This is a genomic window from Streptomyces sp. RLB3-17 (genome assembly GCF_007113425.2).
GTDB lineage: Bacteria > Actinomycetota > Actinomycetes > Streptomycetales > Streptomycetaceae > Streptomyces > Streptomyces mirabilis_D.
This window is the reverse complement of sequence record NZ_CP041610.2, coordinates 9,075,940-9,097,296: the sequence shown is the minus strand read 5'-3', so window position 1 is coordinate 9,097,296 and position 21,357 is coordinate 9,075,940. Positions and strand designations below refer to the sequence as shown.

12 protein-coding genes and 4 pseudogenes are annotated in these 21,357 nt (G+C 69.6%); 12 read left to right on the top strand and 4 right to left on the bottom strand.

Translation table 11 applies throughout. From position 1 onward, the window contains the following. Positions 1–113: 113 nt before the first annotated feature. Complete coding sequence (locus FNV62_RS40855; RefSeq protein WP_205522309.1) at positions 114–3,839, bottom strand: LamG-like jellyroll fold domain-containing protein; 3,726 nt, start codon at positions 3,837–3,839, stop codon at positions 114–116. 402 nt (positions 3,840–4,241) lie between these two features. Between FNV62_RS40855 and FNV62_RS40850 the strand changes: the two genes are divergently transcribed. Both FNV62_RS40850 and FNV62_RS58105 read left to right on the top strand, forming a co-directional pair. Further along, positions 4,242–5,333: an IS630 family transposase gene (locus tag FNV62_RS40850; RefSeq protein ID WP_144315962.1), complete on the top strand. Its 1,092-nt coding sequence runs from the start codon at positions 4,242–4,244 to the stop codon at positions 5,331–5,333. 78 nt (positions 5,334–5,411) lie between these two features. Next, a pseudogene (locus FNV62_RS58105) lies at positions 5,412–6,787 on the top strand (IS701 family transposase); the annotation flags it as partial. A gap of 166 nt (positions 6,788–6,953) precedes the next feature. Here the strand turns inward: FNV62_RS58105 and FNV62_RS40840 are convergent. Continuing rightward, positions 6,954–7,199: pseudogene (locus FNV62_RS40840) on the bottom strand (IS6 family transposase); the annotation flags it as partial. A gap of 66 nt (positions 7,200–7,265) precedes the next feature. Between FNV62_RS40840 and FNV62_RS40835 the strand changes: the two are divergent. From FNV62_RS40835 to FNV62_RS40810, 5 genes and pseudogenes are all read left to right on the top strand, one after another. Then, a pseudogene (locus tag FNV62_RS40835) lies at positions 7,266–7,786 on the top strand (IS5 family transposase); the annotation flags it as partial. 324 nt (positions 7,787–8,110) lie between these two features. Next, positions 8,111–8,962: pseudogene (locus FNV62_RS40825) on the top strand (radical SAM protein); the annotation flags it as partial. A gap of 170 nt (positions 8,963–9,132) precedes the next feature. Then, positions 9,133–10,737 (top strand): alpha/beta hydrolase, encoded by a 1,605-nt coding sequence (locus FNV62_RS40820; protein ID WP_143656188.1) that lies wholly within the window; start codon positions 9,133–9,135, stop codon positions 10,735–10,737. A 56-nt stretch (positions 10,738–10,793) separates the two neighbouring features. Further along, positions 10,794–11,192 (top strand): RidA family protein, encoded by a 399-nt coding sequence (locus FNV62_RS40815; protein ID WP_054230293.1) that lies wholly within the window; start codon positions 10,794–10,796, stop codon positions 11,190–11,192. Positions 11,193–11,218: 26 nt separating this feature from the next. Next, positions 11,219–11,755, top strand: coding sequence for a GNAT family N-acetyltransferase (locus tag FNV62_RS40810; protein WP_144316556.1), 537 nt, complete (start codon positions 11,219–11,221; stop codon positions 11,753–11,755). A 142-nt stretch (positions 11,756–11,897) separates the two neighbouring features. On the opposite strand, the gene FNV62_RS40805 is transcribed toward FNV62_RS40810, so the two are convergent. After that, complete coding sequence (locus FNV62_RS40805) at positions 11,898–12,467, bottom strand: adenylosuccinate lyase (RefSeq protein ID WP_054230294.1); 570 nt, start codon at positions 12,465–12,467, stop codon at positions 11,898–11,900. A 376-nt stretch (positions 12,468–12,843) separates the two neighbouring features. Between FNV62_RS40805 and FNV62_RS40800 the strand changes: the two genes are divergently transcribed. After that, entirely contained in the window at positions 12,844–14,649 is a 1,806-nt protein-coding gene (locus tag FNV62_RS40800) for a 3-hydroxyacyl-CoA dehydrogenase family protein (protein ID WP_054230295.1), read from the top strand. 136 nt (positions 14,650–14,785) lie between these two features. After that, complete coding sequence (locus FNV62_RS40795; RefSeq protein WP_060901027.1) at positions 14,786–15,598, top strand: TetR family transcriptional regulator; 813 nt, start codon at positions 14,786–14,788, stop codon at positions 15,596–15,598. Between the two features lie 51 nt (positions 15,599–15,649). On the opposite strand, the gene FNV62_RS40790 is transcribed toward FNV62_RS40795, so the two are convergent. Next, complete coding sequence (locus tag FNV62_RS40790; protein WP_413083897.1) at positions 15,650–16,165, bottom strand: NAD(P)/FAD-dependent oxidoreductase; 516 nt, start codon at positions 16,163–16,165, stop codon at positions 15,650–15,652. An 830-nt stretch (positions 16,166–16,995) separates the two neighbouring features. On the opposite strand from FNV62_RS40790, the gene ccrA reads away from it, so the two are divergent. The 3 genes from ccrA to FNV62_RS40775 are packed head-to-tail and all read left to right on the top strand — an operon-like array spanning position 16,996 to position 21,353. Continuing rightward, entirely contained in the window at positions 16,996–18,333 is a 1,338-nt protein-coding gene (gene ccrA / locus FNV62_RS40785) for a crotonyl-CoA carboxylase/reductase (protein ID WP_054230524.1), read from the top strand. Between the two features lie 9 nt (positions 18,334–18,342). Next, positions 18,343–20,391 (top strand): protein meaA, encoded by a 2,049-nt coding sequence (locus FNV62_RS40780; protein WP_097286868.1) that lies wholly within the window; start codon positions 18,343–18,345, stop codon positions 20,389–20,391. Beyond that, the gene (locus FNV62_RS40775) at positions 20,388–21,353 is read left to right on the top strand and encodes an HpcH/HpaI aldolase/citrate lyase family protein (protein ID WP_075029694.1); all 966 of its coding nucleotides are present in this window, start codon (positions 20,388–20,390) and stop codon (positions 21,351–21,353) included. Before FNV62_RS40780 ends, FNV62_RS40775 begins: the two co-directional genes overlap by 4 nt. Positions 21,354–21,357: the final 4 nt, after the last annotated feature.

The following is a 21,357-nucleotide window of genomic DNA, read 5'->3' as shown; positions in this document are numbered from 1 at the left end:
GCGTGCCATTGGGTTGGGTGAGAGAAAGAAGAAAAGGAGCACCGCACGTGCCACCACTGCCGGGCGGCCGCGCTCACGGCGCAGGCCGCCCGACGGTGGACGACGACTTGGGCTCAGATGTTGTCTGGGGTGGCCAGGACCTGCGAGCGGATCTGGTCGGCAGTCAGGGCTCCGGTCCAGACCCTCAGGGAATCCAGGGCTCCAGGCAGGTAGTAGTCCGTGGATCCGGCTGCGGCGCCGCGACCTGCAGACAGCGCTCCGGTGCCCTGCTGGAGCGCGGAGAACCCGGACCTGTCCTCACCCGGCTGCTCGCCCCCGCCCACGTATAGGTGCAGTCGCCCCATCCGCTCCTCGGTCCTGGACGGATCGCCCGGATCGGTCCACTGCCACCCCTCCTGCGCGTCGAAGACACCGGTGACGTCAACCCCTGTGTCCGTTTCGGCGACATCACCGGCGGCCACCTCCGCGCTCTGGGTGACCTTGCCATCCGTTCCGACGGCGGTGCGGGTGAATTTCCACTGGTAGACGCCGGTCTCGGGCTTGACCACCCACAGTGCCCACGAGGACTCACCGCCGATCGCCTGTCCCGCCACCTGGGCCTGATAGCCCACCGGCTTGGACGCCAGCTGCGACGAGTTCAGCCTCACGTGCGCCGACACGGTGAACGAGCCGGTCTCGTCAGTCACCGGGCCGGTCGCCGAGGCGTAACCCGACGTTCCGTCCAGGACAAGGGAGTTGTTCTCCTCGTCGAGCACGGCACCCGTCGGTGACAGCGACAGCGCCGGTGCGGGGTAGGGCGACAGCTCCTTGACTTGGTTACCTGTCGAGGAGGTGGCGTCCCAGTGCGCCACGAGTTCGTTGGCTGCAACGCCGTCCTGAAGGAGTTGCGCCTCCGCGGCGATCTGCTTGGGCTTCAGGGCGTCCTGCCACACGGAGACCTCGTCGACGCGCCCGCGGAAGTTCTCCCCGTAGGCGCCGCCGACCAGGGAGCGGCCGAACTGCAGACCGGCCGAGGACGTCCACGGCTGATATGCGGAGGACAGCGAGTTCAACACCACCGGCTTGCCCTGCGGCCGACCGTTGACGAAGAGCTGGATGGTGTCGTTCGTCTTGTCCGTGTCCTTTCCTGTGTCGAATACGGCTGCCAGGTGTGTCCACGCATTCAGCGGCGCAGGCCCGGCGTCAGCGATCGACCGCAGGTAGACCGGGTTGTCCTTGACGTCCGCGGCGGTGCGGTTGAAAACCCACTTCTTATAGCTCGTGGAGTAGTAGAGCGTGAACGCCGACGCGTTCGTGCCTGGCGCCGACAGAACCACGTGGTTCTGCGAGGCGTCCGTCAGGTAGACCCAGGCCGAGACTGTGAAGGAGTCCTTGGTATTCACGGCCGGGACTGCGGTGGCGGCGTATCCCGAGCGCAGTGCGTCGTCCGAACCGTCATTGAGCCACAGTGAGTAGTCGGCGTCGCCGCGGCGCGCCAAGGTGGACCAGCCCGCGCCCGCGGTCTGCAGCGTGGCGTCGTGCCGGGTTCCCTCGGTGGCGGTGTCCTTCGCCACCGTCACCCCGGAGCCGGGCGCCCCGTCATCGAAGTGCCAGCGGCCGACCGCGCCTGCGGCTGGAGCCACCTTGAAGATGAACTCCGCGGGCGTACCCCACCGGTCGTGGACGTCCTTGGCCCGTACCGAGAGAACCTGGGTGCCGGAAAGCGGAGGTGTCACATCCGTGACGTCGGCCTTGAGGCCGCCAGTTACCTGCCGGGCCGGCGTGGACAGCAACTTCCACTCATAGGCTTTGACGTCGGTATGCCCGGCGGCGTCGATGTCGGCGGCGTTGGGCTGGAAGGTGAAGGAACCGGGCACACCCGGGCCTCCCTTGCCGTCGCAGAGCGTGCCGCACTCGGTGTAGGGGGAAACGGCAGTGACACGGGGCATCTTCGGTGCCAGCGAGTCGATCTTGAAGTAGCACCAGGAGCTGTACGAGGACCAGAGGTCGCCGCTCTTGCCGTCGTAGGACCAGTGCGACTGCGTCCGCGCCCTATAGCGATACAGGCCCCCATCAGCACGGTCGTTGGTGCGCAGCTTCTCCAGGGTCTCGTCGGGGTGCCAACCGGGGTTCGGCATGTAACCGGTCCACGCCTCGTGCCAGGGCGAGTCGTCACCGCGCTCGATGACGTACTCGGCCTGAAGGGAGCCCTCCTCGCTGCCCTTGTGGGACTCCACCAGGGTCTGCACCCGGGCCTGCACCATCGGATCCTTGCGCGTCACGATGAGCGGATCGGTGGATTTCTTGCAGTAAGCGGTGGTGCCATTGCCCGGAATGAGACCGACGTCCGTGGGCACGCCAGGCTTGTAGGCGAACGTGACCTGCAGCTCGGCGCTGTCGTCGAACCGCTTCCAAGCCCGCGGATCGCCCTCGTCCTTGGCCCGCAGCATCAGCGTCAACCGGCTGATCTTGCCATCCGCGAACGAGCGGACCGTATTCTTCAGATTCTCGTCCGGCTCATCGGGGTTGTCATTGAACTCGATCCACGCATCCGGCTGGTCCGGGCTGCACAGGGAGCCTCGTCCCGCCGAGACGTAGCGGTCACCCATCAGGTCGAGTTGCTTGGGTCCCGGCCACCGGGTGCCCTCGGAAATGTTGTCCGTGCGCACCAGCTCGGTCCAGTGCGGATCGCAGTTGAACGACCATGTCTCACGGGCACGGAACGTCGCGTCCAGCACGTACTTCCCGGCCAGCTTGGTGGGCGCGAACTCGAAGTACATGCGGTCTACGTAGCCACTGCCGCAGGAGTACCCGTCCGCGGTGCCACACTTGCCGACACCCTTGTCCCCGTCGAACATCCAGAACTTGTCGCCGTCGGAGGAAAGCTTCGTGCGCTCCGAGACACCCAGGCCGACGGAGGGGTCGATGTAAACCGGGTAGACCGTGTCCGCGCCGCGCAGCAATGCCAAGTCCGGGTGCACAGCTACGGTGCCGTCGTCCACCTTGACCGGTAGCACGGCACTGGCGTCGCCGTCACCGGGCTGCAAAGGGTCGTCCTGCGGTCCCCCGTTCGCGGGTACGTCCGCAGCGGACCTCAGGAGCTGGGTCTGCGACCCGGTTTCGGTGCCGCCGGCGGAATCCCACATCTGCCCGGCGGGCCCACGGAAAACCGCGTTGCCGTCCTCGTCGAGGGCCCTGAGACCGCCACCGGCGCCGGGCACCACGGTCAGACCGTCCCCCGAGGCCGCGAGCCTGACCTGATCCAGCGCGGGGTTCTGAGCGGCCTCGGACGTCTTGACGACGAGCACCTCGCGGTAGCCCTCAGCCGTGGCCGTCAGTTGAAGATCCACCCCGGCCAACACCTCGGCATAGGTGGCCGTTGCACCATCCAGCGTCGGTTCGGGCAGCGGACCGGCCCACCCCAAGGTGATCGACCGGCCGTCCTTGGCCAGGTCGAGCATGTCCGAACCCGGACCGCCGCCGGAGAAGGAAAGGTCAACGACCGCTCCCCTGGGGGCGATACGACCGTCGGCCCTACGCTCCAGCGTGGGATCCACGGCACTCCAGGACCCGTCGCTCTTCTTGACCCGCTGCGGTGTGGTCGCCTGCCTCAGCGTGAACGATCCGTCTGGATTGGCGCTGGTGGTCGAGTACTCGGTGCGGTCCGCCGTCACTTCTACGGGTTCACCGGAAGCCTGCGCCCGGGCCAGCGCGGTCGACTCGCCCACCACCCCCGGCGCTGCGTCCACGGCAGCCGCCGAGGCGGCTGTCCCAACCGGGAGTACGGGCAGCGCCGTCAGCACCAACGACGCGGCCACGCCCCCGAACAGCAGGCCGGACAGTCTTCGCGACCTCCACATGGGCTCCACGACGCCCCACCCCGTTTTCACTGCATTCACTCCACTCACATGATTCTCACAGTAAGCGGAAAGTAAAGACGTCATTACTTAAGCGCGTCAACGTTCATTACGCACATCAGCTCCCTTTACGCCCCGATCCATCCAGTTTTGACCCGGCGGGCGCGCAGCACTTGTCTCATTGAGTGCGCGTCATGTCTGAAAACGACTCGTGTCACAAGGGAGTTGAGCCCCGACGGCCAAACCGTCACCCAGGCGTTCACACAGGCAGCCCGCAGATTCCGGCGGACGGCACCCACCCCCTGGCCAAACAGTGAGGTTAGGCTAACCTACCTTGGAACTTGTCTGGCGGGCCCTACTAGTGTTCCGAGTCGGGAATTCCATTCAGATGTATAGGCTTGCTCTATGGCACGGACGGGGCGGCCGAAGGCCGAATTGACACTGTCGGACGAGGAACGAGCCGCACTCGAGGAGTGGGTGCGGCGTCGTTCCACGCCGCAGGCGTGGGCCTTGCGGTGCCGGATCATCCTGGCCTGCGCAACTGGCGCGTCGAACAAGGATGTTGCGGAGCAACTGGGTTCGACACCTCATGCGGTGGGCCGCTGGCGGGCCCGGTTCGTGCGGTACCGGATAGCCGGTCTGGGTGACATGCCACGTCCGGGCGGCCCCAGGACCGTGACGGACGAACAGGTCGCCGCGGTGGTCACCAAGACGCTGGAATCCACTCCGAAGAACGCGACGCACTGGTCGACGCGGTCGATGGCCAAGGAGATGGGCCTCTCGCAGTCGTCGGTGTCACGGATCTGGCGGGCGTTCGGCCTGCAGCCGCACCGGTCGGAGACCTTCAAGCTGTCGACCGATCCGTACTTCGTCGACAAGATCCACGATGTCGTCGGCCTCTACCTGGACCCGCCCGAGCGGGCCCTGGTGTTCTGCGTCGACGAGAAGTCGCAGATCCAGGCGCTGGACCGGTCCCAGCCCGTGCTGCCGATGATGCCCGGCGTTCCCGAGCGGGCGACCCACGACTACATCCGAGCCGGCACCACCCCCCTGTTCGCCGCGCTCGAGGTCGCCACCGGCAAAGTGATCGGCTCCCTGCACCGCAGACATCGAGCTGAGGAGTTCAAGAAGTTCCTGATCAAGCTCGACAAAGAGGTGCCTGACACGCTGGATGTTCACCTCATCTGCGACAACTACGCCACCCACAAAACCCCGGCCATCAAGAAGTGGCTGCTGGCCCACCCCCGGTTCCACCTGCACTTCACACCCACGGGGTCGTCCTGGCTCAACCTGGTGGAACGGTGGTTCGCCGAGCTGACCAACAAGCAGATACGGCGAGGCGTCCACCGATCCGTCCAGGCCCTGGAGAAGGACATACGCAACTGGATCGCCGCATGGAACACCGACCCGAAGCCCTACGTCTGGACCAAGACCGCAGACGAGATCCTCGAACGCCTCGCCAGCTATCTGAACAGAATTCCCGACTCAGAACACTAGCGGTGGTTTGTTGACGGCGGGTTCTTGCGGGAGTAAGCCGTGAGGTGAAGGCGTCAACTACGGCCTGGGGAGCCCGAGATGACGAAGCGACTGCCGTGTCCACCCGCACCCGGTCCACTGGAAGCGTACGCCGCTCGCTTCGATGATCTCTTCGGGACGCTGGCCCAGCGACGTGGGTTTCGTGAGTACCTGGCCGGGCTGCTGCTGCCCCGTGATCGGAACAAGACGCTGACTTGCCTGGCCGGCGCCGAGCCGGTTGCCGGTGCCCAGCACGCAGCGGTGCAGCGGCTGCAGTTCTTCCTGTCCGAGTCGGCCTGGGACCAGGAAACAGTCAACGCCCGCCGCCTGGAACTGCTGCTCGCCGACCCGGCCACCGCCCCGCACCCAGGCGGGGTGCTGGTCATCGACGACTCCGGTGACCGCAAGGACGGGACGGCGACCGCGCATGTGGGCAAGCAGTATCTCGGCTCGGTGGGGAAGATCGACCGTGGTGTGGTCACGGTGACCACGTGCTGGGCGGACGAGCGCGTCTACTACCCGGTGCACTCCTGCCCCTATACCCCGGCCCATCACTTCCCCCGCGGCAAGAACGATCCCGGCTTCCGCACCAAACTGCAGATCGCGGCCGACCTGGCCGCCCAGGCCAAGGCGGCCGGGCTGGTCTTCCGCGCGGTGGCCGCCGACTGCGCCTACGGCGACCAGGACAGCTTCCGCTCGAGCCTGCACGACACCGGCCTGCCGTTCGTGATGGCCCTCAAGCCCCGGCACGGCACCTGGGCCTACGGCCCCGACGTCCACACTCCCGTCGACGCCGCCCTCCGCCTGTCCTGGCGGGACCCCGAACACCCCGGGGACTGAACGCGCATCGAGCGCACCTTCCGCGACGGGCACACCACCACCTGGTGGGCCGCCGAGGCCCGGCTGGGCTGGTGGGGCCCGGACGGGAACGTCCGCCTGGTGGTGGCCACCGCCGACCCGGCCACCCTGCCGGCGAAGGCGACCTGGTACCTGGCCACCGACCTGCCCCGCCCGGGCTCCCCACGCGTCGCCGAATCGCCCTACCCGCCCGCCGCCCTCGCCGAGATCGTGCGGATCTACGGGCTGCGGCACTGGGTCGAACAGAGCTACAAGCAGGTCAAGGACGAACTTGGCTGGGCCGACTTCCAGGTCCGCTCCGATGCCGCCATCCGGCGCCACCAGACCCTCGTGAACTGCGCTTTCAGCTTCTGCTGGAACACCTGGTTCGCTCCGCCACCGCCCGTTCAAGCAGGTCCGCCAGCCGGGCCTGACGCACTGCCAGGCCCGTTAGAGAGGGGGAGAACCGATGTCCGCAGCTACCCCCTGCCGGAGCCCGCCCCCTCCATTCCCCTCGTCCTCGCCTGGCACGCCGATCTGCATGTCGACGGCACCCTGGCGCAACTCGTCGACCGTCGTGCGGGACTCACCGAGCACGCGCAGGCAGACACCGTGCCGACACTGTCCCTGGCACTGCGCATGGTGGCCACCCACGACCTGATCACCGTCGCCCCGGCGCTGCTCGGCACGCACGGACTCCCCACGGGCCTACGCGCCACGATCGCGATGCTGCCCACCGCTGGCTCCGCGACCTGATCACCACCAGACCTCGTCCAGGTGCCACTTGTCCCCAGGCCGAGGCCGCCGGCGGCGCAGCGCGCTCGCGTACCGCTGCCCGAACTTGCCGCACCAGCGGCGCACCGTCTCGTAGGAGACGGTCACGCCCCGCTCGAGCATCAGCTCCTCGACCGCGCGGAACGACAGCGGGAAGCGGTGATACAGCCACACACAGTGGGAGATGACCTCGACCGGGTACCGGTGCCCCTCGTACGACAGCGACGCGCTCCCCACGGACGACCCTTCCCCGGCTGATCAACCAGAAGATCATCCCACCGGCCAGCCAACGTGACAGTGCCCCGCGGCGAGCTGGACTGGTCACGGTGTGCGATCGACTCCGTCAGCGTCCGGGCCCTCAAAGGGGGCAGCTGACGGGACCGAATCCGACCGACCGCGGCAAGAAGGGATCGAAAATCCATCTCATCGTCGACCGTCGCGGTCTGCCCCTGTCGGTCGGCATCTCCGCCGCCAACCGCCACGACAGCCAGGCCCTCATCCCGCTGGTCCGTGGCATTCCGCCCATCCGCTCCCGTCGCGGCCCGCGACGCCGGCGCCCCAGCAAGCTGCACGGTGACAAGGGCTACGACTACCGGTACATGCGGCGATGGCTCGCTTCCCGCGGCATCCGGCACCGTCTCGCCCGCAAGGGCATCGAGTCATCCCGACACCTGGGCCGGCACCGCTGGGTCGTGGAACGGACCGTGTCCTGGCTGTCCGGCTGCCGCCGCCTCCACCGCCGCTACGAACGCAAGCCGGAACACTTCCTCGCCTTCACCGCCATATCAGCGACCCTCATATGCCACCGCAGACTGACCAAGTGAAGTGGCGTCTTAGGGCGGGCGTCTCGCCGGTGGCGAGGGTGGCCAGGGCCTGGGGGATGTTGATGCCGGTGGCCCGCTCGACGAGGAGTGGTATGAGGTCCCCCGCCGGCCGACCGTTGACCTCGATCACGCGGGGACCGCTCGCCGTCAGCCGCAGCTCGACGTGAAGCACCCCCAGCCCAGGCCCAGAGCCCGGACCGCGGCGGCCACGACCCCTTCAACAGGCCGCTCGACCTACTCGGCATCGCCTGACCTGCACGATCACCCGCAAACAGGACTTTGAAACGACCCTGCCTCAGGCCTCCCGCTTCGGACACGAGAAGATACCGAGGGAGAAGCAGTACCTGTGTGTACTGCTTCGCGCGCAAGACCCACAGCTATCTGGACCTCGACACGGGACTCGACTTCGACTCCCAGATCGTGGTGAAGGTCAACGCGCCGGAACTGCTGCGCCGCCAGCTCGGCTCGCGCCGCTGGCAGGGCGAGCACATCGCGATGGGCACGAACGTCGACTGCTACCAACGGGCCGAGGGCCGCTACCGGCTGATGCCCGGCATCATCGCGGCCCTGCGCGACCACGCGAACCCCTTCTCGATCCTGACGAAGGGCACGCTGATCCTGCGCGACCTCGACCTGCTGAAGCAGGCCTCCGAGGTCACCGACGTCGGGATCTCGGTCTCCGTGGGATTCACCGACTCCCAGCTGTGGCGCACCGTCGAGCCGGGCACCCCGGCCCCGGAACGCCGCCTGGACGTCGTGCGCACCCTCACGGACCACGGCATCGGCTGCGGGGTCCTGATGGCCCCCGTGATCCCCTTCCTGGGCGACAGCCCGGCCCAACTGCGGGCCACCGTAAGGGCGATAGCCGCCTCCGGGGCCACCTCGGTGACCCCGCTCGTCCTGCATCTGCGGCCCGGCGCCCGGGAGTGGTTCATGGCCTGGCTGGAGCACTACCACCCGTATCTCGTACGGCGTTACGAGCGGCTGTACGCGGAGGGCGCGTACGCCCCGAAGTGGTACCAGCGCCGGATCACCCGTCAGGTCCACGAGCTGGGCCAGGAGTACGGCATCGGTCCCACGCGCGCGGGGATGCCCCGCAGGATCGCCGCGCCCGCGGAGCCCGCCGAGCCCGTGGCGCCCGCCACGCCGGAGCCGACCCAGCTCACCCTGCTCTGACCACGGCGAACGGCCGTTGCCCGGACCGTCCCTGACGGCATCCGAGCGGATCACACGGCTCAATCGGGTCAAGACTTTCCAGAACGAGTTCTTCCGGGGCCCCTTTCCGGGACGATGCGGCGAAGGCCGTGGCGTGCACGGCTCAAAATCCTCCGTCCTTGGGAGGCTCTGTGAAGAAACGCGCAGCTGCTCTGTGCGGGGCGGCGGCCGTGCTGGCCGGGATGATCACGTCGATCCCCGCCGACGCGAGCGCCGGTTCCGCGACCGCACCGCGCACCACCCTCACCACCGCGAAACCCACCTGGAAGAAGTGCGGGACCAGCAGGTATCCGACGCTCCAATGCGCGTCCCTGAAAGTGCCGTTGGACCACTCCAAGCCCCACGGCCGGCAGATCACCCTCGCCCTCTCACGCGTCGCGCACACCGCGAAGACGTACCAGGGGCCGCTGCTGGTGAACCCGGGCGGTCCCGGCGGCAGCGGGCTCTCGCTGGCCGGATTCGTCGCCTCCTCGCTGCCGAAGGCAGTGGCGGCGCAGTACGACGTCATCGGCTTCGACCCGCGCGGCGTCGGCGCCAGCAGGCCCGCCCTGGACTGCAGGCCCGGGTCGTTCAACCCGGTGCGCCCGGACTCCGTGCCCAGTACCCCCGCGATCGAGAAGGCCAACCTCGACCGCGCCAAGGCCTTCGCCAAGGCGTGCGGCAAGAAGTACGCCGACCTGCTGCCGTACATCGACACGGTGAGCGCGGTCCGGGACATGGACTCGATCCGCGCCGCGCTCGGCGCCAAGAAGATCAACTACTTCGGTTACTCGTACGGCACCTACCTCGGTGCCGTGTACGCGAAGCTCTACCCGCAGCGCGTACGCCGTCTGGTGCTCGACTCCATCGTCGACCCCAGCGGTGTCTGGTACGAGGACAACATCGGCCAGGACTACGCCTTCAACGACCGCCACCAGGCGTTCATGGCCTGGGTCGCCAAGCACGACGCGACCTACAAGCTCGGCACGGACCCGGCCGGGGTCGAGGCCAAGTGGTACGCCATGCGGGGGGCACTCGCCAAGAACCCCGCGGGCAAGAAGGTGGGCGCCTCCGAACTGGAGGACACCTTCATTCCGGGCGGCTACTACAACGGCTACTGGCCCTCCCTCGCCAAGGCGTTCGCGGCCTACGTGAACGACAAGAACACGGCCCCGCTCGTCGCGGCCTACGAGAACCTCGGCGCCGTCAACGCCTCCGGCGACAACGGCTACAGCATCTACACCGCGGTGCAGTGCCGTGACGCGTCCTGGCCGCGCGACTGGAACCAGTGGCGCAAGGACAACTGGGCGGTGTACGGCAAGGCGCCGTTCATGGCCTGGAACAACGCCTGGTACAACGCGCCGTGCGCGTTCTGGCCGACGAAGACGCTGCGGCCGGTGAACATCGCCAACAAGGCGCTGCCGCCGACGCTGCTCTTCCAGGCCACGAACGACGCGGCCACCCCCTACCAGGGCGGCGTGACGGTCCACCACGCACTGCGCGGCTCCAGCCTGGTGGTCGAACAGGGTGGCGGGAACCACGGCATCACGCTGAGCGGGAACGCCTGCCTGGACAAGTACCTGGCGACGTACCTCACCAACGGCAAGGTGCCGCACGGCAGCGGTGTGGCCGACGCGGTGTGCAAGAAGCTGCCGGATCCGGAACCGCAGAGCACGAAGGCGGCGCTGTCCACCGCCTCGGACGGTGCGTCCTCGGCAGGCGCGACGCTGCACGGACTGCTCGGCCACCGCGGCTGAGCCCGCCCTGACGGCCCGTCGGGGGCGTTGTCGGACCCATGGTCCACCATGGACGCATGAGTGAGCTGACCCGCATTCCCGCCCCCGACGGGGTCGCCCCCGCCGCCGCGTACTCGCATGTCGTCCTCGGTACGGGCCGCTTCGTCGCGGTCTCGGGGCAGCTCGCCCTGGACGAGGACGGCAAGCTCGTCGGCGCGGGTGACGCGGCGGCGCAGGCCCGCCAGGTGTTCGAGAACCTGCGCCGCTGCCTGGCCGCCGCCGGGGCGACCTTCGACGACGTCGTCAAACTCACCTTCTTCGTCACGGACATGGCCCACATGCCGGCCGTCCGCGCGGCCCGCGACGCCCACATACCCGCGGACCGTCTCCCGGCCGCGTCGGCGGTCCAGGTCGCCGCGCTGGTCCGCCCCGAGTTCCTGATGGAGATCGAGGCGTACGCGGTGGTGGGCGAGTGAAGGCACTCCCGGTCCGGATCCGGGAGATGGTCCTCTCGGACTGCGAGCGGGTGGCCGAGATCCGCGTCCGCGGCTGGCAGCGCGCGTACCGGGGGCTGATGCCCGAGGCGTACCTCGACGCGCTCAGCGTGGCCGAGGACGCGGCCCGGCGGCGCGAGCGTTTCGGGCGGGGCGGCGGCGCGATCGTGAACCTGGTCGCCGAGCGGAACGGCGAGGTGGTCGGCTGGGCCTGCCACGGCCCGTACCGGGACGACGAAGCCCGCGGCGACGGCGTCGGGGCGGCCGAGTTGTACGCGATCTACGTCGATCCCGAGCGGGTCGGGACCGGGGTGGGCCGCGCGCTTCTCACGGAATCGATCGCCCGCTGCACCGCCGTGGGGCACGAGCGCCTGCTGCTGTGGGTGCTCGAGGGAAACACCAGGGCTCGCCGGTTCTACGCACAGGCCGGGTTCGGTCCCGACGGTGGCGAGGAGCCCTTCGACGTGGACGGTGTCGCGGTGCCCGAGGTCCGGTACGCCCGCACCCTCACGCGCCCGGGTGCCGGCACCGGGGCGCGCCCGTAGCGCGGGAACATCTTTGCGGTGACGACCCGTTCCCGTGCGGACGTCACGCACTACGCTCGAAGGGCCGGGTCCGGGACGCGACGACACGGTGAGCACGGTCGACGAGGCGCTGCGGGAGGCGGCCCGTCGGCCGCCCGCCGTGTCACCCGGGCAGTCGGGCCAGCGCGTGCACCGCCGCCTCGGCGAGTGCCGGATGGGCGAGCGCCTCGTTCAGGACGGGTCTCGCGCGTACGTCCCCCAGCGCCCCGAGCCCCTCCACACAGGCCAGGGCGACGCCGCGGTAGGGGTCGTGGGGGCGCAGCCTGCGCCCCAGGGTGGTGATCAGCGCCGGTACGGCCTCGGGGGCGCGCAGCTCGACCAGGAGCCGTACGGGATGCAGCGCGTAGGCGACGCGCAGTTCGTTGGTGGCGAGCGCGGCCGCCGCGCGGGCCGTGCGCGGATCGCCGAGGCGGGCGAGCGCGTGCGCCGCGGACGCGCAGCGCTGTGGGTCGCGGTGGTTCAGCAGCAGGACGAGCGCCTCGAAGGCCCGCCGGTCCCCGGCGAGTCCGAGCCGGAAGGCGACCAACTCCCGGGCCCACAAGGGCTGTCCGGGCGCGGTCAGCGCGTCGGCCAGCACATTCGGATCCTCGGTCGCCACGAGTTGCTCGTACGCCGGCGAAGCCCCCGCCTCGTTTCGTAGACGCTCCGTGAGTGATCGCAACTCTTCGTCCATGAAGCCGAGCCTAGGCGTGGCCCCCGTCGCTCCGGGACCTACATCACAAACTCGGGGGCTGGCGCGCTCGTTACCGGCGGGTTAAGCTCAGACGAGCGAGTTACCCACTCGCGCCTTGCTTGCGGTGGCCTGGTGACGCAGCCATCGTGAGAGCAGTCGGTTCGGTACCTCAGGTACCTCAGTACGACACGGCTCCGGGACAGGGCCGGTCGGCTTCACCGTTCCCTGGGTGCGCCCTCGCGGGCACCCCCCTCTGGACGGCACCGGGCGTGTGCGCTTGTCAGCCCGGCAACACCCGCACTCTCCGCACTCCGTGCGCCTCCTGGGCGTACCTGCGTGCGCTCCTCAGTCGTCACCCTCTTCCTGGAGTCCCGCGATGGCAACTCCCCTGTCCGACACCCCTCTGTCCCCCATCAAGACCGTTGCCGTCGTCGGCCTCGGCACGATGGGCACCGGCATCGCCGAGGTCCTCGTCCGGGCCGGCCGCGACGTCATCGGCATCGACATCAGCGAGGCCGCGGCCGCCCAGGCCGTCGCCGCCCTCGAAGCCTCCACCGCCCGCGCCGTGCGACGCGAGCGTCTCAGCGAGCAGGAGCGCGCCGACGCCCTGCCCCGCTTCCGCACCTTCACCGATCTCGCGGCCGCCGCCGACGCCGATCTGGTCATCGAGGTGACCCCGGAGTCGTACGACATCAAGCAGCAGGTCTTCCGGGCGCTGGACGGCATCGTGCGTCCGGACACCATCCTGGCCACCGGCACCAACGCCCTCTCGGTGACGCGCCTGGCCGCCGACTCGGCCCGCCCCGAGCGCGTCCTCGGCCTGCACTTCTTCAACCCGGCCCCCGCGATGAAGCTGGTCGAGGTCGTCTCCTCGGTGCTCACCGCGCCCACGGCCGTCTCCGCGGTCACCAACCTCGCGCTCGACCTCGGCAAGGAGCCCGTCGCGGTCGGCGACCGCCCCGGCTTCGTGGCCGACGGGCTGCTGTTCGGCTACCTCAACCAGGCCGCCGCGATGTACGAGGCCAAATACGCCTCCCGCGAGGACATCGACGCCGCGATGAAGCTCGGCTGCGGGCTGCCCATGGGCCCGCTCGCGCTGCTCGACCTGATCGGCGTCGACACCGCCCGGACGGTCCTGGAGGCCATGTACGCCGAGTCCCGCGACCGGCTGCACGCCCCCGCGCCCATCCTCAAGCAGCTCAGCGAGGCGGGTCTGACCGGCCGCAAGTCGGGGCGCGGCTTCTACTCCTACGAGGCGCCCGGCAGCGCGACGGTCGTGCGGGACGCGCTGACCCCCCTCTCCGGCGGCCCCGAGGTCCCCGGCCGCACGGTCCGCTCGGTCGGCGTCGCGGGCTCGGGGACCATGGCCTCCGGCATCGCCGAGGTCTTCGCGAAGGCCGGGTACGAGGTCGTCCTCGCGGCCCGCACCGAGGAGAAGGCACAGGCCGCGAAGGCCCGCATCGGCAAGTCCCTGGCCCGCTCGGTCGACAAGGGCCGGATGACCGCCGAGGCCGCCGCGAGCACCCTGGACCTGATCGTCCCGGCGGGCTCGTACGACGCCTTCGCCGACGTCGATCTGGCCCTGGAGGCGGTGGCCGAGGACCTGGAGGTCAAGCAGCAGCTGTTCGGGGTGTTCGACAAGGTCTGCAAGCCCGGCGCGATCCTCGCCACGACCACGTCCTCGCTGCCCGTCGTCGCCTGCGCCCGTGCCACCTCACGCCCCCAGGACGTGATCGGGATGCACTTCTTCAACCCGGCGCCGGCGATGAAGCTGGTCGAGGTGGTCCGGACCGTCCTGACCACGGACGACGTGCACGCCACGGTCCGCGAGCTGTGCGGGAAGATCCGCAAGCACCCGGTGGACTGCGGGGACCGGGCCGGTTTCATCGTGAACGCGCTGCTCTTCCCGTACCTGAACAACGCGATCAAGATGGTCCAGGAGCACTACGCCACCCTCGACGACATCGACGCCGCGATGAAGCTGGGCGGCGGCTACCCGATGGGGCCGTTCGAACTCCTCGACGTCGTCGGTCTGGACGTCTCACTCGCCATCGAGAAGGTACTGCACCGCGAGTTCCGCGACCCGGGTCTCGCCCCCGCGCCGCTCCTGGAGCACCTGGTGGCCGCGGGCTGCCTCGGCCGCAAGACGGGCCGCGGCTTCCGCGAATATGCCCGCCGCTGAGCGTCCCGGCGACCGGCTGCCCGACACCGCCCGCTGGGGCGGACTGCTCGGCCCGGCCGGCAGCCCCCCGCCCGTCGAGGGCGGGGGGTTCCCCGGACATGCGCGTTCCCCTGCGCACATGCAGTACGTTCGGGTCATGTCCCAGCCCGCCAAGTCCTCACGTACACCAGCCACGCCCGACGCTCCGGAGAGCGCCGCGGGCAGTCGCGCCGCCGCCCAACGGCTCAAGATGCGCCGAGAACTGGCGGCCGCGGCCATGGAGCTGTTCGCGACCAAGGGGTACGAGGCGACCACCGTCGACGAGATCGCGGCCCGGGCCGGGGTGGCCCGCCGCACGTTCTTCCGCCACTTCCGCTCCAAGGAAGAGGCGATCTTCCCCGATCACGACGACACCCTGATCCGCGCGGAGGCGGTCCTCAACGCGGCTCCGGCGCACGAGCACCCGCTCGACACGGTGTGCCGCGGCATCAAGGAAGTCATGACGATGTACGCGGCCCAGCCCGAGATCTCCGTCTCGCGCTACAAGCTGACCCGCGAGGTACCCACGCTCCGGGAGGCCGAGATCGCCTCCGTGGCCCGCTACGAGCGGCTCTTCACCCGCTATCTCCTGGGCCACTTCGACGAGCACGCGCACGACGACGACGCCAACGACGATCCGCTGCTCGCGGAGGTCGCCGCGTCCGCCGTGGTCACGGCCCACAACCATGTTCTGCGGCGCTGGCTGCGGGCCGGGGGACAAGGTGACGTCGAGGCGCAGCTGGACCACGCCTTCTCCATCGTCCGCAAGACCTTCGGGACGGGGATCGGGGCCGGGCGGGAGACCACGCCCCGTACGGCGCCGGCGTCCGCCTTCACCGAGGGTGACGTCCTGGTGACCGTGGCCCGGGTCGACGCGCCGTTGGACCAGGTCATGCGGACCATCGAGCAGGCGCTGCGGGAGCGGTCGTAGAGCGCGGGGCGCAGGCACCTGTCGGCGCCGGGGGCGCGGTCCCGCCCCGACTCACACGCGCCCGGGAGAGGGGCCGAGTCCCCTCCTGACGGCTCGGCCGGGGGCGAATCCGGGGGTCAGGGAGTCGTCCGGCTTTCCCGTCAGGAGTCCCGTCACCAGGCGTCCCGTCGCCGGGGCCAGCATCAGCCCCAGCACGTTGTGGCCGGCCGCCAGGACCACCCCCGGGCGCCCGGGGAGCGGGCCGATCAGGGGGGGGAGGCCGTCCGTGGTCATGGGGCGCGGGCCCATCCACTCCTGCTCCCTGTGCTCCCAGTCCGCCCCCCCCCCCGGCGGATAGGGGCGGGCCGCCGCCACGATCGCGTCCACGCGGGACTGGCGGAAGCGGTCGGGGTCGCGGTCGCACTCCATCGTGCCGGCGACCCTCACCTTCCCCCGGGCCCTCGACTCCGCCCGACCGGAAGGCACCCCCGCGCCCATCGGCGCGAAAGATCGAGGAACTGTCCACCCGCGACGTCCGCGACCCGCGCACGGCGATGGCCCTGTACCCGGCCTGCCTGGCGGACGCATTCTGACGCCGACCCGGCACGCCACCGCCCCCGCGGGACGGACGCGGCCCGCATCGCGGGTATCCCCCGGGGACCCCGGCGCCGCGGCATCCCCGGGGCCCCCGGCGCCGTGGCGTCGCCGCCGAGGGCCGGGGCAAGCGGTCCGGAGTCGGCGCCGATGGGCGGACGGGCGCCGCGAGCCCTGGGCCGAAAAGTGCCGCCTCCAGGCAGGCATGCCCCCCTGGTTCCGTCGCCCGCAGCCCCGGCTCCGCCGCCGAGCGCCCCCGTCATCGACCGCCCGGCGCTCCCGACGCCCGGCGCTCCCCGGGACGCCTCGCCGGCCCTCCGCAGCACCGCCCCACCCCGGCCCCACCCCCGCACGCACCCCCGCACGGGAACCCTCACGCCGTGCCACCGACACCAGGTGTTCTCCGAAGCGGCCCGCCGCCCCGCCCCTCCGGCCCCTGCACCGGCCCCTCCGCACCGCCCCTGACCAGTGCGTTTTGATCGATCATCGGTCGATCTGATCGATCATCGCTCACGTGTTACGTAAAGATTTCACCTGAGCGAAACTCATGGCACTCCGTGCCTTGCACGGTGACACGGCGTGCCATACGTTGATGTTGTCCGGGCGGCCGGCGTGCAGAGACCTTTCGTACGCCGGCTGTCCCCGCAAGCCAATGGCGAGCGCGCCCGGACGCCTGCGTCACAGGCAACCTTTTGCGCCAACCCGGCGCTGCCACCGCACCACCACCTTCGCCGAACCGACGGCACACCCCTCACTTCCAGCAGCAGCACCGACGTAACCCTCAAGTGTCTTCCCTCAAGACGCTCATCGCCGGAGGCAACACCGTGAAGGACATCCTGGACGCGATTCAGTCGCAGACGGCCACGTCTGCCGACTTCGCCGCTCTTCCGCTCCCCGAGTCGTACCGCGCGATCACCGTGCACAAGGACGAGACGGAGATGTTCGCGGGGCTCACCACCCGCGACAAGGACCCCCGCAAGTCGATCCACCTGGACGACGTGCCGGTGCCGGAGCTCGGCCCGGGCGAGGCCCTGGTGGCCGTGATGGCCTCCTCCGTCAACTACAACTCGGTCTGGACCTCGATCTTCGAGCCGATGGCGACCTTCGGCTTCCTGGAGCGCTACGGCAGGCTCAGCGAGCTCACCAAGCGCCACGACCTGCCGTACCACATCATCGGTTCCGACCTCGCGGGCGTCGTCCTGCGCACCGGCCCCGGCGTCAACGCCTGGAAGCCCGGTGACGAGGTCGTCGCCCACTGTCTGTCCGTCGAGCTGGAGTCCAGCGACGGGCACAACGACACGATGCTCGACCCCGAGCAGCGCATCTGGGGCTTCGAGACCAACTTCGGCGGCCTCGCCGAGATAGCCCTCGTCAAGTCCAACCAGCTGATGCCCAAGCCCGACCACCTGTCGTGGGAGGAGGCCGCCGCTCCCGGGCTCGTGAACTCCACCGCGTACCGGCAGCTCGTGTCGAGGAACGGCGCCGGCATGAAGCAGGGCGACAACGTCCTCATCTGGGGCGCGAGCGGCGGCCTCGGCTCGTACGCCACGCAGTTCGCGCTCGCCGGTGGCGCCAACCCCATCTGCGTCGTCAGCAGCGACCAGAAGGCGGACATCTGCCGGGCGATGGGCGCCGAGGCGATCATCGACCGCAACGCCGAGGGCTTCAAGTTCTGGAAGGACGAGCACAACCAGGACCCGAAGGAGTGGAAGCGGTTCGGGAAGCGCATCCGTGAGCTGACGGGCGGCGAGGACGTCGACATCGTCTTCGAGCACCCGGGCCGCGAGACCTTCGGCGCCTCCGTCTACGTCACCCGCAAGGGCGGCACCATCGTCACCTGCGCCTCGACCTCGGGCTACAACCACGAGTACGACAACCGCTACCTGTGGATGTCCCTGAAGCGCATCATCGGCTCGCACTTCGCCAACTACCGCGAGGCCTGGGAGGCCAACCGGCTGGTCGCCAAGGGCAAGATCCACCCGACGCTCTCCAAGGTGTACTCCCTGGAGGAGACCGGGCAGGCCGCGTACGACGTCCACCGCAACCTCCACCAGGGCAAGGTCGGCGTGCTCGCGCTGGCGCCCCGCGAGGGCCTGGGCGTGCGCGACGAGGAGAAGCGCGCCCAGCACATCGACGCCATCAACCGCTTCCGGAACGTCTGAGGTCCCCAGATGACTGAGCGTCAGAACGCCGCTGGACGGCGGGAGAAGGACCGGCCGTGGCTCATGCGGACCTACGCCGGTCACTCCACCGCCGAGGCGTCCAACGAGTTGTACCGGCGCAACCTCGCCAAGGGGCAGACGGGTCTCTCCGTGGCCTTCGACCTGCCCACGCAGACCGGGTACGACCCCGACCACATCCTCGCCCGCGGCGAGGTCGGCCGGGTCGGGGTGCCGGTCTCGCACCTCGGTGACATGCGCCGGCTGTTCCAGGACATCCCCCTGGAGCAGATGAACACCTCGATGACCATCAACGCCACCGCCATGTGGCTGCTGGCGCTCTACCAGGTCGTCGCCGAGGAGCAGGGCGCCGACATCACCAAGCTGCAGGGGACGACGCAGAACGACATCGTCAAGGAGTACCTGTCGCGGGGTACGCATGTCTTTCCGCCGGTGCCCTCACTCCGGCTGACGACGGACATGATCGCGTACACGGTCTCCCACATGCCCAAGTGGAACCCGATCAACATCTGCTCGTACCACCTCCAGGAGGCGGGCGCGACCCCCGTCCAGGAGATCGCGTACGCGATGTCGACGGCCATCGCCGTGCTGGACGCCGTCCGCGACTCGGGGCAGGTGCCCGCCGAGAAGTTCGGTGACGTCGTCGCCCGTATCTCCTTCTTCGTGAACGCGGGTGTCCGGTTCATCGAGGAGATGTGCAAGATGCGGGCGTTCGGGCGGATCTGGGACCAGGTCACGCGCGAGCGGTACGGCATCCAGGACGCCAAGCAGCGGCGTTTCCGCTACGGCGTCCAGGTCAACTCGCTGGGTCTGACCGAGGCGCAGCCGGAGAACAACGTCCAGCGGATCGTCCTCGAGATGCTGGCCGTGACGCTCTCGAAGGACGCACGCGCGCGTGCCGTGCAGCTGCCCGCCTGGAACGAGGCGCTGGGGCTGCCCCGGCCCTGGGACCAGCAGTGGTCGCTGCGCATCCAGCAGGTGCTGGCGCACGAGAGCGACCTGCTGGAGTACGAGGACATCTTCGAGGGCTCGCACGTCATCGAGGCGAAGGTCGCGGCCCTCGTCGAGGAGTCACTCGCCGAGATGGACCGGATCGACGAGATGGGCGGGGCGATGGCCGCCGTCGAGTCGGGCTACCTGAAGTCCCAGCTCGTCTCCTCGCACGCCGAGCGCCGGGCCCGGATCGAGGGCGGCACCGAGAAGATCGTCGGCGTCAACATCTACGAGTCGACCGAGCCGAACCCGCTCACCGCCGACCTGGACGCGGCGATCCAGACCGTCGACCCGGCCGTCGAGGCCCGGGTGGTCGCCGCGCTGCAGAACTGGCGCGACACGCGCTACCAGCCGCCGTTCAACCACCCGCGCCCCTGCAAGGCGCTGGAGCGGCTGAAGGAAGCTGCCAAGGGCACCGACAACCTCATGGAGGCCACCCTCGAGTGCGCCCGCGCCGGGGTCACGACCGGCGAGTGGTCCGAGGCCCTGCGCGAGGTGTTCGGCGAGTTCCGCGCCCCGACCGGCGTCTCGTCCGCGCCCGTCGCGGTGACCGCCGAGGAGGGCACCGCGCTGGCGCTGGTGCGCCGCAAGGTCGAGGAGACCGCCCGCGAACTCGGCGTCGGCAAGCTCCGCTTCCTGGTGGGCAAGCCGGGCCTGGACGGGCACTCCAACGGCGCCGAGCAGATCGCCGTGCGCGCCCGCGACGCCGGGTTCGAGGTGGTCTACCAGGGCATACGGCTCACGCCCGAACAGATCGTGGACGCGGCCGTCGCCGAGGACGTGCACGGCGTCGGCCTGTCCATCCTGTCCGGCTCGCACGCCCAGTTGGTGCCCGACGTGCTGGAGCGACTGCGCGAGGCCGGCGCGGCCGACATCCCGGTGATCGCCGGCGGGATCATCCCGAACGCCGACGCCGAACTGCTGCGCGCCGCGGGAGTCGCCGCGGTTTTCACACCGAAGGACTTCGACATCACCGGAATCATCGGCCGTATCGTCGACGAGATCCGGAAAGCGAACAAGCTCGACCCCCTGGAGGTCCCCGCATGACCACGCCCGTCAACCGCCTTCGCCCGCGGCGTTCCTGCCTGGCGGTGCCCGGCTCGAACCCCCGCTTCCTGGAGAAGGCCCAGGGCCTCCCCGCGGACCAGGTCTTCCTGGACCTGGAGGACGCCTGCGCCCCGCTCGCCAAGCCCGAGGCGCGGCACACCATCGTGAAGTTCCTGAACGAGGGCGACTGGACCGGCAAGACGCGGGTCGTACGGGTGAACGACTGGACGACGCACTGGACGTACCGCGATGTCGTCACGGTCGTCGAGGGCGCGGGCCAGAACCTCGACTGCATCATGCTGCCGAAGGTCCAGGACGCCCAGCAGGTCGTCGCGCTCGACCTGCTGCTCACGCAGATCGAGAAGACGATGGGCTTCGAGGTCGGCAAGATCGGCATCGAGGCCCAGATCGAGAACGCGAAGGGGCTCGTCAACGTCGACGAGATCGCGGCCGCCTCACCGCGTGTAGAGACCATCATCTTCGGCCCCGCCGACTTCATGGCCTCCATCAACATGAAGTCGCTGGTCGTGGGCGAGCAGCCGCCGGGCTACCCGGCGGACGCGTACCACTACATCCTGATGCGCATCCTCATGGCCGCCCGTACGCACGACCTCCAGGCGATCGACGGCCCCTACCTCCAGATCCGCAACCAGGAGGGCTACCGCGAGGTCGCCCGGCGCGCCGCCGCCCTGGGCTTCGACGGCAAGTGGGTGCTGCACCCGGACCAGGTCGCCGCGGCCAACGAGATCTTCTCGCCCTCCCAGGAGGACTTCGACCACGCCGAGCTCATCCTCGACGCGTACGAGTACTACACGTCCGAGGCGGGCGGCAAGAAGGGCTCCGCGATGCTCGGCGACGAGATGATCGACGAGGCCAGCCGCAAGATGGCCCTGGTCATCTCGGGCAAGGGCCGGGCGGCCGGCATGCAGCGCACGTCCAAGTTCGAAGCCCCGGAGGCCTGAGCAC

Coding starts and splice junctions, on each gene's coding strand:
- FNV62_RS40855 (WP_205522309.1), bottom strand. CDS start 3,839: ATGTGGAGGTCGCGAAGACTGTCCGGCCTGCTGTTCGGGGGCGTGGCC.
- FNV62_RS40850 (WP_144315962.1), top strand. CDS start 4,242: ATGGCACGGACGGGGCGGCCGAAGGCCGAATTGACACTGTCGGACGAG.
- FNV62_RS40815 (WP_054230293.1), top strand. CDS start 10,794: ATGAGTGAGCTGACCCGCATTCCCGCCCCCGACGGGGTCGCCCCCGCC.
- FNV62_RS40810 (WP_144316556.1), top strand. CDS start 11,219: ATGGTCCTCTCGGACTGCGAGCGGGTGGCCGAGATCCGCGTCCGCGGC.
- FNV62_RS40805 (WP_054230294.1), bottom strand. CDS start 12,467: ATGGACGAAGAGTTGCGATCACTCACGGAGCGTCTACGAAACGAGGCG.
- FNV62_RS40800 (WP_054230295.1), top strand. CDS start 12,844: ATGGCAACTCCCCTGTCCGACACCCCTCTGTCCCCCATCAAGACCGTT.
- FNV62_RS40795 (WP_060901027.1), top strand. CDS start 14,786: ATGTCCCAGCCCGCCAAGTCCTCACGTACACCAGCCACGCCCGACGCT.
- FNV62_RS40790 (WP_413083897.1), bottom strand. CDS start 16,165: ATGCGTCCGCCAGGCAGGCCGGGTACAGGGCCATCGCCGTGCGCGGGT.
- FNV62_RS40780 (WP_097286868.1), top strand. CDS start 18,343: ATGACTGAGCGTCAGAACGCCGCTGGACGGCGGGAGAAGGACCGGCCG.
- FNV62_RS40775 (WP_075029694.1), top strand. CDS start 20,388: ATGACCACGCCCGTCAACCGCCTTCGCCCGCGGCGTTCCTGCCTGGCG.